The following is a 12,902-nucleotide window of genomic DNA, read 5'->3' on the forward strand; positions in this document are numbered from 1 at the left end:
TCCCGGGATCCGGGGGAGCTGAAGGGACACCGTGAGAGAGCTGCGCATCAGGGTGCTGGTCGGAGTGTTCGTCGTGGCCGCCATCCTGTCCTGGGCGGGCGCCCGCCTGTGGAACTCGATCGGGACCCTGCCGAGCGTCCCCCTGGCCGCGCCGATCGTCCTGGCCCTGATCGCGGTGGTCCTGACGGCCACGGCGCTCTCGATCCGCGGCCGTCTCAAGGCCCAGCGCGAGCGCCGCCCCGAGGCCAAGGGCGTGGACCCGCTGATGGCGGCCCGCGCGGTCGTCTTCGGCCAGGCCAGCGCCCTGGTGGCCGCCCTGGTCGCCGGGATGTACGGCGGCACGGGCGTCTTCCTGCTGGAACTCCTCGACATCCCGGCCCGCCGCGATCAGGCCATCTACGCCGGCTTCTCGGTCGTGGCGGGCATCGCGGTCATAGTGGCGGCCATCTTCCTCGAGCGGGTCTGCAAGCTCCCGGAGGACGACGAGCACAACAACGGGGCGGCCTCGGCGGCGTAGGGCCGTCAGCGCGCCATGATGAGGCTCATCGCCTCGTTGCGCGTGGCGGAGTCGCGCAGCTGGCCACGGACCGCCGACGTTATGGTCTTCGCCCCCGGCTTGCGGACGCCACGCATCGACATGCACATGTGCTCGCACTCGACGACGACGATCACGCCACGCGGCTCCAGTATCTCCATCAGGGAGTCGGCGATCTGCGTGGTGAGTCGTTCCTGCACCTGCGGACGGCGGGCGTAGACGTCCACGAGCCGGGCCAGCTTCGAAAGGCCCGTGATCTTGCCGTCGGCGGACGGGATGTAGCCGACGTGGGCGACCCCGACGAACGGGACCAGATGGTGCTCGCACGAGCTGAGCACCTCGATGTCCTTCACCAGCACCATCTCGTCGTGGCCCAGGTCGAACGTCGTCGTCAGCACGTCCTCGGGCTTCTGCCACAGGCCCGCGAAAATCTCCTTGTACGCCCGCGCCACCCGCGCCGGCGTCTCCTTGAGGCCCTCCCGGTCAGGGTCCTCGCCGACCGCGATCAGCAGTTCGCGGATGGCGTTCTCGGCACGCTTCTCGTCGAACTCGCCGATCTCGCCCTCGCTGTCCAGCGTCACAGGGTCGGTCATCTCGTGCCTCGTTCCTCTGGTGTCACCTGCGCGCACCCATAAATGCCGCGCCCCCCAGGCTAAAACCTGGGGGGCGCGTGCATCCATTCCGGTCTCGGTGGCCGGAAATGACGTCAGCTCTCGGGACGCTCCTCCGGAGCCGGCTCGGCCACCGGGGCGTGCTCCGTCGCCGTCGACTTGGCGGTGGAGATCGCCGGGGTCGCGCCGTTGGCGCCGTTCGTCAGGGCGAGCTCCTTGGGGGAGAGCACCGGCGGACGGGTGGACGGCGTGCGGCGGGAGGAGCCGGTCCAGGCCGGACGCGGCGGGCGCTTGACGATGGGAGCGAAGATCTCGGCGATCTGCTCCTTGCCCAGCGTCTCCTTCTCCAGCAGCTGCAGGACGAGGTTGTCGAGGACGTCGCGGTTCTCGACCAGGATCTCCCAGGCCTCGTTGTGCGCGTTCTCGATGAGCTTCTTGACTTCCTCGTCCACCAGCGCGGCGACCTCTTCCGAGTAGTCGCGCTGGTGAGCCATCTCACGTCCGAGGAACGGCTCGGTGTTGTCGCCGCCGAACTTGATGGCGCCCAGACGCTCGGTCATGCCGTACTGGGTGACCATCGCACGGGCCGTGGCGGTGGCCTTCTCGATGTCGTTCGCCGCGCCCGTGGTCGGGTCGTGGAAGACCAGTTCCTCGGCCGCGCGACCGCCCAGCATGTAGGCGAGCTGGTCGAGCATCTCGTTGCGGGTGGTCGAGTACTTGTCCTCGTCCGGCAGGACCATCGTGTAGCCCAGAGCACGGCCTCGGGAGAGGATCGTGATCTTGTGGACCGGGTCGGAGTTCGGGGAGGCCGCCGCGACCAGGGCGTGTCCGCCCTCGTGGTACGCGGTGATCTTCTTCTCCTTGTCCGACATGATCCGGGTCCGCTTCTGCGGGCCCGCCACCACGCGGTCGATCGCCTCGTCCAGCATGGAGTTGTCGATCAGCTTCCGGTCGCTGCGGGCCGTGAGCAGGGCGGCCTCGTTGAGGACGTTGCTCAGGTCGGCGCCGGTGAAGCCCGGCGTCCGGCGGGCGACGGCCGCGAGGTCGACGTCCGGGGCGACCGGCTTGCCCTTCTGGTGGACCTTGAGGATCTCCAGGCGGCCCTGCAGGTCCGGCGGGTCGACCGCGATCTGGCGGTCGAAGCGGCCGGGCCGCAGAAGAGCCGGGTCGAGGATGTCCGGACGGTTGGTGGCTGCGATGAGAATCACACCACCCTTGACGTCAAAACCGTCCATCTCGACAAGCAGCTGGTTCAGCGTCTGCTCGCGCTCGTCGTGACCACCGCCGAGGCCGGCGCCGCGGTGGCGGCCGACCGCGTCGATCTCGTCGACGAAGACGATCGCCGGGGCGTTCGCCTTGGCCTGCTCGAACAGGTCACGGACCCGGGAGGCACCGACACCGACGAACATCTCGACGAAGTCGGAACCGGAGATCGAGTAGAAGGGGACCCCCGCCTCACCGGCGACGGCTCGCGCGAGCAGCGTCTTGCCGGTACCGGGACGGCCGTAGAGCAGCACGCCCTTGGGGATCTTGGCGCCGACGGCCTGGAACTTCGCCGGTTCCTGCAGGAACTCCTTGATCTCGTGGAGTTCCTCGACGGCCTCGTCGCAGCCCGCGACGTCGGAGAACGTCGTCTTCGGGGTGTCCTTGGTGATCAGCTTGGCCTTGGACTTCCCGAAGTTCATCACCCGGGAGCCGCCACCCTGCATCTGGTTCATCAGGAACAGGAAGACGACCACGATCAGGACGAAGGGGAGCAGGGAGAGCAGGATGCCGAGGAACGGGTTCTGCTTGGACGGCGACACGGTGTAGCCGTCCGGGATCTGCTTGTCCTGGTACTTGGTCTGCAGCGTGTTGGCGATGGCCACACCCTGGTCGCCGATATAGCTCGCCTGGATCTTCGAGCTGCCCTCGACCTTGAAACCGTCCTTGAGCTGGGCCTTGACGGTCTGCTCGTCACCGGTGGTGAGCTTGACGCTCTCCACCTTGTTGTCGTTGATCGCCGCCACGACCTGGCCGGTGTCCACCGTCTTGTAGCCGCCGGACGAGCCGACGACCTGCATCAACACGACCACGGCAAGGACGGCCAGCACGATCCACATGACCGGCCCACGGAAGTATCGCTTCACGTCCATCCATACGGAGCGGTGTCGCCCCGTCCCTCCTGCCATAGTGAGTTTGATAAGACAGTTCTTCTGACGGTACCCCAGCATTGTTGCCCGAAGCCGCACTCCGCGGCTCGGACGGCCGGCATTCCCGCCTCTGCATGCTCCAACGGCGCGAAACCCGCTGGGGTTCCCGATCGTCCTACAAAGACGGCTCGCTTGGCCCCAAGGCCGGCTCAGCCGCCGTAGACGTGGGGGGCGAGCGTACCGACGAACGGGAGATTCCGGTACTTCTCCGCGTAGTCCAGACCGTAACCGACGACGAACTCGTTCGGGATGTCGAAGCCGACCCATTCGACGTCGATGGCGACCTTCGCGGCGTCCGGCTTGCGCAGCAGGGTGCAGATCTTCAGGGACTCCGGCTCACGCGAGCCGAGGTTGTTGATCAGCCACGACAGCGTCAGTCCGGAGTCGATGATGTCCTCGACGATCAGGACGTGCCGGCCCTTGATGTCGGTGTCGAGGTCCTTCAGGATCCGCACCACACCGGAGGACTGGGTGCCCGCGCCGTACGAGGACACGGCCATCCAGTCCATGGTGACGGGGGTGGACAGCGCCCGGGCCAGGTCGGCCATGACCATCACCGCGCCCTTGAGGACGCCGACGATGAGCAGGTCCTTGCCCGCGTACTCCGCGTCGATCTTCGCGGCCAGCTCGACGAGCTTCGCGTCGATCTCTTCCTTGGTGATGAGCACCTGCTTGAGGTCGGCACCCATGTCTTTCGCGTCCACCCGCATCACTTTCGGTCGTCCCACCGGCTGCCCGGCCCCGGAAGCGGGGCCGGATCCCGCACAAAACGGGATGAGGTTCAGCCTTGCCGAATCACCAGTCTGCCACCCTGGCGCTGGGCGACGACCTTGCCCGGGAGATTGATGGCTCCCTGGCCGCGCCAGCCGGTGATCAGCCGGTCGACTTCCTCGATGTGGCGGGCGAACAGCGAGCCGGCCGGGGCGCCGGCCTCGATGGCCGCCTGGCGCAGGATGCGGCGGCGCACGGCGGGCGGCAGGGCGTAGAGCTTGGCGCACTCCAGCAGGCCCGCGCTGTCCCGCACGGCGGCCTCGGCCTGGCGGGCCCAGGCGTCCAGGGCGTCGGCGTCGTCGCGGGAGAGCTGCGCGGTACGGGCGAGGGCCTCGACGACGCCCTTGCCGAGCGCCTTCTCCAGGGCGGGCAGGCCCTCGTGGCGCAGCCGCGAGCGGGTGTAGGCGGGGTCGGCGTTGTGCGGGTCGTCCCAGACGGGCAGCGACTGGACCATGCAGGCCTTGCGGGCGGTCTGCCGGTCGAGTTCGAGGAAGGGGCGGCGGTAACGGCCACCGGCCCCCGAGACCGCGGCCATTCCGGACAGGGAGCGGATGCCGGAGCCGCGGGCGAGGCCGAGCAGAACGGTCTCGGCCTGGTCGTCGCGGGTGTGGCCGAGCAGGATCGCGGTGGCGCCGTGGCGGGCCGCGGCCGCGTCGAGGGCGGCGTACCGTGCGTCGCGGGCGGCGGCTTCCGGGCCGCCTTCGCGGCCGACGGTCACGGCGACGGACTCGACCGGGTCCAGGCCCAACTCGCGCAGCCGCAGGGCGACTTCCTCGGCGCGCAGATCGGAGCCGGGCTGCAGTCCGTGGTCGACGGTGACGCCGCCGCAGCGGATGCCGAGCTTGGGGGCCTCGAAAGCGAGGGCGGAGGCGAGCGCCATGGAGTCGGCGCCGCCGGAGCACGCCACGAGCACGAGCGGCGCGGGCGGGGGCTCGTGCGCGGTCCGCCCGGCGGGGGGCTGGTCGTCGTTGAGGATGTCGTGAAGGACGCGGCGGACCGCCAGGCGTATCGCCGCGACCGCAGGATGGGGACCCATGTCCGGTTCCCTTCATGAAGTTTTCGGGGGTGAGCCCGAGGTTCGGTCACTCAGAGTGTGTCGATGGTGACAGAACCGGGCCGTTCCCCGAGCATTGCACGCCTACCCATGGCTCACGGTCCCTCGGACGGGTGATTGGAGGGGCGTTCGCCTGCCGTCGGCCGGAATCGGTTCACCACGTCCCCACGGCGTTCACGACTCGCTCTTGCGGTGCACCCGCGCGACCCAGTCCGCCGGTTTGGCGATCTCCGACTTGGTCGGCAGGGTGTTCGGGGACGTCCACACACGGTTGAAGCCGTCCATGCCGACCTGGTCGACGACGGCCCGCACGAACCGCTCGCCGTCCCGGTACTGCCTGAGTTTGGCGTCCAGGCCGAGCAGCCTGCGCAGTGCCATGTCCAGCCGGGAGGCGCCCTTCGCGCGGCGCTGCTGGAACTTCTCGCGGATCTCGGCCACGCTCGGCACGACGTCGGGGCCCACTCCGTCCATCACGAAGTCGGCGTGACCCTCGAGGAGGGACATCACGGCGGTGAGACGGCCGAGGATCTCGCGCTGGGCCGGGGTCTGCACGATCTCCACGAAGGAGCGCCCCCCGTCGTCCTCCTCCGCCTCGGGGCGCCCGCCCGCGAGGGACTGGGCGGCCTCCCGGATGCGCTCCAGGACGGTCATCGGGTCGACGTCCGTCTCCCCCAGGAAAGACTGGATTTCGCCCTCGAGGTGGTCGCGCAGCCAGGGCACCGCGCTGAACTGCGTGCGGTGCGTCTCCTCGTGCAGACAGACCCAGAGGCGGAAGTCGTGGGGCTGCACGTCGAGTTCGCGCTCCACGTGCACGATGTTGGGCGCGACGAGGAGCAGCCGGCCGCCGCCGTTCTCGCCGGCCGGCAGCTCGCGGGTGGCCGGGGCGAAGGTCTCGTACTGGCCGAGGACACGGGAGGCGAGGAACGACAGCAGCATGCCCAGTTCGACGCCGGTGACCTTGCCGCCGACCGCGCCGAGGACCGCGCCGCCCGGGCTGCTGCCGCGCCGCTCCTGCATCTTCTCGAGCAGCGGTTTGAGGATCTCCCGGAAGCCGGCGACGTTGGCCCGCACCCAGCCGGGCCGGTCGACGACCAGGATCGGGGTGTCGTGGGTCTCCTCCGTGCCCATCCGGGTGAAGCCGCGGACGTGTCCCTCCGAGGCCTTGGCATGCCGGCGCAGCTCCGCGACGACCTCTCGGGCCTCGTCGCGGCTCACGTCGGGGCCCGGCCGCACGAGCCGGGTCGCGGTCGCGACCGCGAGATTCCAGTCGACCATCTCGGCACCACCGATGCTCGTCATGTGTCAACCGTACGTGAGCGTTCGCGCTGGGGGCAGGGCGCGGAGGCCCGCGGCACCGGGTACGGCGCCGGAGGGGTCAGCGGCAGCCGCAGGCCGCCAGGGCCGTCGCCGTGCGGTCCAGCGCCGACTGGGCCGCCTCCTTGCTCGCGGTGTCGGACGCGAGGAAGGCGAACGCGATCAGCCGTCCGTCCTGGTCGACCACCGTGCCCGCCAGGGTGTTCACGCCGCTCAAGGTGCCGGTCTTGGCTCGTACGACGCCTGCCGCACCGTTGGCGTAGCGGCTGGTCAGGGTGCCGGTGAAGCCCGCCACCGGAAGGCCGGTGAGGACGGGGCGGAGTTCGGGGTGGTCCGGGGCTCCGGCCTTGACCAGGAGGGCGGTCAGCAGGTCGGCCGTCAGCCTGTCGGCGCGGTTCAGGCCGCTGCCGTCATGGAACTGCGCGCCCTGTACGGGCAGTTGGAGTCTCCTCAGCTGGGCGGCGATCGCCGCCGCGCCGCCGTCGAAGCTCGCCGGCTTCCCCGTCGCCACCGCCGTCTGGCGGGCCAGCGCCTCCGCGATGTCGTTGTCGGAGTTGGTCAGCATGCGCTCGACCAGGTCGGCGAGCGGGGGTGAGGAGACGGAGGCCAGCGTCCTGGCGCGGGCCGTCGCCCTGGACGGGCGCGGGGGCGTCGTCCGGATGCCGTCCGCGGCCAGGAAGCCCGCGAACTTCTCCGTCGCGTCCGCGGCCGGGTCCGCCACCCGGATCGCGGTTCCGCTGGTGGAGTTGTCGGTGCGCCCCTCGTCGGCCACGAGGGCGCTGACCGGCGCGAGGTTGTCGTTGTCGGCGCCGATGGGGTGCACCGCGGGACCGGTGAAGAGAGTGGTGTCATAGGAGAGCGTGACCCGGTCGATGCCGCGCTTCTTCAGGGCCGTCGCCGTCCTGTCCGCCAGGTCGCGCAGGCTCGCCCAGCCGTCGGTGTCCTTGCGGGCCGTCAGCGTCGGGTCGCCGCCGCCGACGAGGACGAGTTCCTTGGCGTCCGGTTCCAGGGCGGTGCGCGTGGTGAGGCGGTGGTCGGCGCCCATCGCCGACAGCGCGGCGACCGCGGTGGCGATCTTCGTCGTGGAGGCCGGCGTGAGGGGGGCGTCGGCGCCGGTGCCGTACAGGCGCTTGCCGGTGGCCACGTCAACGACCGCGGCGGCGCGGTGGGCGCCGAGCGCGGCATCGCCGAGGAGCGGCCGGAGGACGTCGGTGAGCGCCGGTCCGACGGGCGCGGACCTCACCGTGTTCGCGGAGCCGCCGAGGCCGACCAGGACCGAGGCGGCGCTCGGCGCGGGCTCGGGCGCCCGGGGCTTGTCGGACGTATCGGATGTACGGCCGTGATCTGCGCCACCCGCGCGTTCCAGGGCAACCGCCCGGTCCGCCTCGGCCGTACGCTGACCGGTGGAGTCCCAGGGGCCGGCGGCGGTCACCACGGTGACGGCCAGCGCCACACCGGCGGTGGCGGCACCCGCGGTGTACTGCCAGGTCCCGGTGGTCTTCGGCCTCGCCGACAGCACCCGCGCGAGCCGCGGTCGCGCGGCCGCCGCGGCCCGTTCGAGGCGGGGACGCGCGGCGTTCGCGGCTCGTTCGAGCTGCGGGCGTACGGTCCCGGCGGCCCGTGCCAGACGCGGTCGTACGGCGTTCGCGGCCCGCACCACATGCGGTCTCGCGGCTCGCCAAGGCCTCAGTTCAGGCACGACCACCAGCCCCTTTCGCGATCACACACGTGCGTGAGGGACACTTAACCACCAGAACTATGTGTTGATCATGGAGGAGCCACCGGTGGAGTTCGACGTCACGATCGAGATCCCGAAGGGTTCGCGGAACAAGTACGAGGTGGACCACGAGACCGGTCGGATCCGCCTGGACCGTCGACTCTTCACCTCGACCGCCTACCCGACCGACTACGGCTTCGTCGAGAACACCCTCGGCGAGGACGGCGACCCGCTGGACGCGCTGGTCATCCTGGACGAGCCGACCTTCCCGGGCTGTCTGATCCGCTGCCGCGCGATCGGCATGTTCCGCATGACGGACGAGGCGGGCGGTGACGACAAGCTGCTGTGCGTCCCGTCGACGGACCCGCGCGTGGAGCACCTGCGTGACATCCACCACGTCTCCGAGTTCGACCGTCTGGAGATCCAGCACTTCTTCGAGGTCTACAAGGACCTGGAGCCCGGCAAGTCCGTCGAGGGCGCCAACTGGGTCGGCCGCACGGACGCCGAGGCTGAGATCGAGCGCTCCTACAAGCGGTTCAAGGAGCAGGGCGGCCACTGAGCCCCGGACTCCTGTGAAGGGGCCGTACGCATGCGCGTGCGGCCCCTTCGTGTGCCTGTGCGCATACTGAGGGTGGCAGGAGGTGTCGTACAGGGAGCGTTGCGCACGTGACGGAAGCGGAGTACCGCAAACCGCAGTCGGACGAGGCGAGGGGCACGTTCGATCCCGAGATCACTTCGGAGTTCGCCCTTCCGGCCGGGTTCGCAGCCCCCAGAGCGGTCGCCGAGCCGGAGACCACGTCGGAGTTCGCCGTCCCGGACGGGCTGGACGTGCCGCAGGCTCCTAACGCCGAGTCCGAGGGCTCCGCGTTCAGCGCGCCGAGCACCTACAGCAGCAGACAGGCGCCGGCCGCGTTCACCCCGGCGACCGGCATCCCCGTCGTCAGCCTCACCAAGGACGTGCCCTGGCAGGACCGCATGCGCACCATGCTGCGGATGCCGGTGGCCGAGCGGCCCGCGCCGGAGCCCGGTCCGAAGGCGGAGGAGGGCGGTCCCGCCGTCCCGCGCGTGCTCGACCTGACACTGCGCATCGGGGAGCTGCTGCTGGCCGGCGGTGAGGGCGCGGAGGACGTGGAGGCCGCGATGTTCGCGGTGTGCCGGTCCTACGGCCTGGACCGCTGCGAGCCGAACGTCACCTTCACGCTGCTGTCGATCTCCTATCAGCCCTCGCTGGTGGAGGATCCGGTGACGGCCTCGCGGACCGTGCGGCGGCGGGCGACGGACTACACGCGGCTGGCGGCCGTCTTCCGGCTCGTGGACGACCTCAGCGACCCGGAGACCACCATCTCCCTGGAGGAGGCCTACCGGCGGCTCGCGGAGATACGGCGCAACCGGCACCCGTATCCGACCTGGGTGCTGACCGGGGCGAGCGGACTGCTCGCCGGGGCCGCCTCCGTGCTCGTCGGTGGTGATCTGGTCGTGTTCGTCGCGGCCATGCTGGGCGCGATGTTCGGTGACCGGCTGGCGTGGCTCTGCGCGGGGCGCGGGCTGCCGGAGTTCTACCAGTTCACGGTGGCCGCGATGCCCCCGGCGGCGATCGGGGTCGCGCTGACCGTGGCCCATGTGGACGTGAAGGCCTCCGCGGTCATCACCGGTGGCCTGTTCGCGCTGCTTCCCGGGCGCGCGCTGGTGGCGGGCGTGCAGGACGGACTGACCGGTTTCTACATCACCGCCTCCGCGCGGCTGCTGGAGGTCATCTACCTGTTCGTCGGGATCGTCACCGGGGTGCTGGTCGTCCTGTACTTCGGGGTGAACCTGGGCGCCAAGCTGAACCCGGACGCGGCCCTGCAGATCGCCGAGCGGCCGCTGTGGCAGATCTCCGCCTCGATGCTGCTGTCGCTGACGTTCGCCGTGCTGCTGCAGCAGGAGCGCTCGACCGTGCTGTGGGTGACGCTCAACGGTGGTGTCGCGTGGTGCGTGTACGGCGCGCTGCACTACCCCGGCGGGCTGTCGCCGGTCGCCTCCACGGCCGTCGCCGCCGGGCTCGTGGGGCTGTTCGGGCAGCTGCTGTCCCGCTACCGGTTCGCTTCCGCGCTGCCGTACACGACGGCGGCCATCGGGCCTCTGCTGCCGGGTTCGTCGACGTACTTCGGGCTGCTGTCGATCGCCCAGAACAACGTCGACAAGGGGCTGGTGTCGCTGGCCACGGCCGCCTCGCTCGCCATGGCCATCGCGATCGGGGTCAACCTGGGATCGGAGATCTCACGGCTGTTCCTGCGGATCGGCTCGGCCGAGAAGCGCCGGGCCGCCAAGCGGACGCGCGGTTTCTAGCAGCCCTGGTGGACCCGGGCGTTTCTAGTAGCCCTGGTTGTAGGGGTACTGGCCGTTCTGCCCGGCGCCGTACGGCTGCTGGGGCTGTCCGCCGCCGTACTGCTGGTGCTCACCGCCGCCGTACGGCTGCTGCGGCGGGTACGTCTGCTGGGGGTACTGCGGGGCGTACTGCTGCTGGTTCGGGTCGTACGGCTGCTGGTTCGGGTCGTACGGCTGCTGGTTCGGGTCGTACGGCTGCTGATACGGCTGGTCCGCCGGCGGGATGCGGCGCAGCTGGGTCGTCGAGTCGTCCATCACCACCGGGAAGGGCTGCGTCTGCTCCTGGACGGGCTCGGCGGCGGCGCGCTCGGGGTTCTTCTTCGCCTTCGAACGGGCGCGCAGGTACTCGATGGCGATCGGCACCACCGAGACGAGGACGATCAGGATGAGGATCGCCTCGATGTTGTTCCTGACCAAGTCGATCTTGCCCAGCCAGGAACCGAGCAGGGTCACGCCGGCGCCCCACAGGACACCGCCGATCACGTTGAAGATCACGAACGAGCGGTACTTCATGCCGCTGACGCCGGCGATGATCGGCGTGAAGGTGCGCACCACGGGCACGAAGCGGGCCAGGACCAGGGACTTCGGGCCGTACTTCTCGAAGAACTCGTGCGCCTTGACGACGTTCTCCTGCTTGAAGAGGCGGGAGTCGGGGCGGTTGAAGAGCGAGGGACCGACCTTCTTGCCGAACATGTAGCCCGCCTGGTCGCCGAGGACCGCGGCGACGCAGATGAGGGCGATCGCTCCCCACAGCGGGAAGTTCAGCTGGTTGGTGGTGATCAGCAGGCCCGTGGTGAACAGGAGCGAGTCGCCCGGCAGGAAGAAGCCGATGAGCAGGCCAGACTCCGCGAAGACGATCAGGAGCAGACCCCAGATGCCGAACGTGTCGAGAAGGTGGTTCGGATCGAGCCAGCTCGGGCCGAGGGCAAGCGACGTCACGGTTCCGGGCTCCCTGAGGGCTGGGGGGAAGGTACGGCGACCTTCTACGGGCGCACAAAGCTATCAACGCAAGGTGTCCGCCCCAGGTTCCACCGGTGTCTCCAGGATGCACTGTGCGGCTCCTGGGGCAAAGCTGAGAGTCATGGGCATCGATGAGTACGGCGGCGGCCAGGGGCCCCAGCCGGATGTGTTGGTCGTGACGACGAATGACGTTCCCGGGTACCGGGTGCAGCAGGTCCTCGGTGAGGTGTTCGGCCTCACCGTGCGGTCCCGGCACCTCGGCAGCCAGATCGGGGCCGGGCTGAAGTCGATGATCGGCGGTGAGCTCAGGGGCCTCACCAAGACGCTGGTGCAGACCCGGAACCAGGCCATGGAGCGGCTGGTGGAGCAGGCACGCGCGCGTGGGGCGAACGGGGTGCTGATGTTCCGCTTCGACGTGACCGAGGCGGCCGACGTCGGCACGGAGGTGTGCGCCTACGGGACCGCGGTGGTCCTGGCCCAGGAGTGAGCCCCCGGGCCGGGACCGTCACGCGGCGTGCCGGGCCGCGTTGGCGTGAATCGCGTCCCGGAGGTGCTCGGCGAGGCCCGGGTGCACGGCGTCGTAGAACGCCTTGAAGCGCTCGTCGGAGACGTACATGTCGGCCAGACAGCCGTGCATCTCGTAGCCGCACCCGTAGTACCAGCGGTGGATGTGCAGGCGGTGTTCCTCCGCGAGGTCCATCGCCGCCTCGGCGGTCGGCGGCTCACCGGCGGACATCAGGGCCGCGTAGCGCGTGCTCCAGTCGTCCACCTCGGCCCGCAGGCGTTTCCAGTCGGCCTTGGTGTAGCCGGCGGCCCGGCGCTGTGACTCGGCGTACGCCTCGGTACCGCCCCAACGGCGCTCGGCCTCCTCGGCGTACTGCTCGGGGTCCTTGTCCCCGAAGACCTCGAAGCGTTCCTCCGGGGTGAGGTTGATGCCCATCTTCCGTGCCTCCATGGCGTGTTCCACGGCCTCGGCCATCTTCCGCAGCTTCTCGATCCGGCCGGTCAGCAGCTCGTGTTGGCGGCGCAGATGCGCGCGCGGGTCCGCGTCCGGGTCGTCGAGCAGGGCCGCGACCTCGTCGAGCGGGAAGCCGAGCTCCCGGTAGAACAGGACCTGCTGCAGCCGGTCGAGGTCGGCCTCGCCGTAGCGCCGGTGCCCCGCGTGGCTGCGCTCGCTCGGGACGAGCAGTCCGATGGCGTCGTAGTGGTGCAGGGTGCGCACCGTGACGCCGGCGTAGCCCGCGACCTGTCCCACGGAGTAGCTCACTTCGTCCGCTCCCTTCTCGGTACGCACTCCACGGTGGGTCCTCACGTCGCGTGAGGTGCAAGTCCGATTCTCCCGGGACGGCCGGCGGACCCGCCCGGGCCGGGGTGATCCCTG

Annotated in this window: 12 protein-coding genes; 4 read left to right on the plus strand and 8 right to left on the minus strand. The window is 70.1% G+C overall.

Annotation, left to right across the window (positions count from 1 at the left end; genetic code table 11):
• The first annotated feature begins 31 nt into the window (after positions 1–31).
• Positions 32–517: a DUF3180 domain-containing protein gene (locus tag ABZZ74_RS22420; RefSeq protein ID WP_208778782.1), complete on the plus strand. Its 486-nt coding sequence runs from the start codon at positions 32–34 to the stop codon at positions 515–517.
• A gap of 5 nt (positions 518–522) precedes the next feature.
• On the opposite strand, the gene folE is transcribed toward ABZZ74_RS22420, so the two are convergent.
• The 6 genes from folE to dacB all read right to left on the minus strand — a co-directional run bounded on the left by folE (position 523) and on the right by dacB (position 8,182).
• Entirely contained in the window at positions 523–1,128 is a 606-nt protein-coding gene (gene folE / locus ABZZ74_RS22425; RefSeq protein ID WP_356767504.1) for a GTP cyclohydrolase I FolE, read from the minus strand.
• Between the two features lie 113 nt (positions 1,129–1,241).
• Positions 1,242–3,281 carry an ATP-dependent zinc metalloprotease FtsH gene (ftsH, locus tag ABZZ74_RS22430; protein WP_356767506.1) on the minus strand — a complete coding sequence of 680 codons (2,040 nt, stop codon included), beginning with the start codon at positions 3,279–3,281 and terminating at the stop codon, positions 1,242–1,244.
• 206 nt (positions 3,282–3,487) lie between these two features.
• A complete protein-coding gene (gene hpt, locus ABZZ74_RS22435; RefSeq protein WP_133044376.1) occupies positions 3,488–4,048 on the minus strand; it encodes a hypoxanthine phosphoribosyltransferase in 561 nt (186 codons plus the stop codon).
• A gap of 71 nt (positions 4,049–4,119) precedes the next feature.
• Complete coding sequence (gene tilS / locus ABZZ74_RS22440; protein WP_133044277.1) at positions 4,120–5,145, minus strand: tRNA lysidine(34) synthetase TilS; 1,026 nt, start codon at positions 5,143–5,145, stop codon at positions 4,120–4,122.
• Positions 5,146–5,337: 192 nt separating this feature from the next.
• Positions 5,338–6,462, minus strand: a complete 1,125-nt coding sequence (locus tag ABZZ74_RS22445) for a zinc-dependent metalloprotease (RefSeq protein WP_356767508.1) — start codon at positions 6,460–6,462, stop codon at positions 5,338–5,340.
• Between the two features lie 76 nt (positions 6,463–6,538).
• The gene (gene dacB, locus ABZZ74_RS22450; RefSeq protein WP_356767510.1) at positions 6,539–8,182 is read right to left on the minus strand and encodes a D-alanyl-D-alanine carboxypeptidase/D-alanyl-D-alanine-endopeptidase; all 1,644 of its coding nucleotides are present in this window, start codon (positions 8,180–8,182) and stop codon (positions 6,539–6,541) included.
• Positions 8,183–8,261: 79 nt separating this feature from the next.
• Between dacB and ABZZ74_RS22455 the strand changes: the two genes are divergently transcribed.
• Both ABZZ74_RS22455 and ABZZ74_RS22460 read left to right on the plus strand, forming a co-directional pair.
• A complete protein-coding gene (locus ABZZ74_RS22455; RefSeq protein WP_029394330.1) occupies positions 8,262–8,753 on the plus strand; it encodes an inorganic diphosphatase in 492 nt (163 codons plus the stop codon).
• Positions 8,754–8,860: 107 nt separating this feature from the next.
• On the plus strand, positions 8,861–10,522 hold the full coding sequence (locus ABZZ74_RS22460; protein ID WP_356767512.1) for a threonine/serine exporter family protein: 1,662 nt from the start codon (positions 8,861–8,863) through the stop codon (positions 10,520–10,522).
• A gap of 24 nt (positions 10,523–10,546) precedes the next feature.
• On the opposite strand, the gene ABZZ74_RS22465 is transcribed toward ABZZ74_RS22460, so the two are convergent.
• Positions 10,547–11,500, minus strand: coding sequence for a VTT domain-containing protein (locus ABZZ74_RS22465; protein ID WP_356767514.1), 954 nt, complete (start codon positions 11,498–11,500; stop codon positions 10,547–10,549).
• Positions 11,501–11,642: 142 nt separating this feature from the next.
• On the opposite strand from ABZZ74_RS22465, the gene ABZZ74_RS22470 reads away from it, so the two are divergent.
• On the plus strand, positions 11,643–12,008 hold the full coding sequence (locus ABZZ74_RS22470; RefSeq protein WP_356767516.1) for a YbjQ family protein: 366 nt from the start codon (positions 11,643–11,645) through the stop codon (positions 12,006–12,008).
• 18 nt (positions 12,009–12,026) lie between these two features.
• Here the strand turns inward: ABZZ74_RS22470 and ABZZ74_RS22475 are convergent, their stop codons facing one another.
• Positions 12,027–12,788 carry a MerR family transcriptional regulator gene (locus ABZZ74_RS22475; protein ID WP_356767518.1) on the minus strand — a complete coding sequence of 254 codons (762 nt, stop codon included), beginning with the start codon at positions 12,786–12,788 and terminating at the stop codon, positions 12,027–12,029.
• Positions 12,789–12,902 lie beyond the last annotated feature (114 nt).

The sequence above is a fragment of the Streptomyces sp. NPDC006476 genome, assembly GCF_040612015.1.
Classification (GTDB): domain Bacteria; phylum Actinomycetota; class Actinomycetes; order Streptomycetales; family Streptomycetaceae; genus Streptomyces; species Streptomyces griseorubiginosus_B.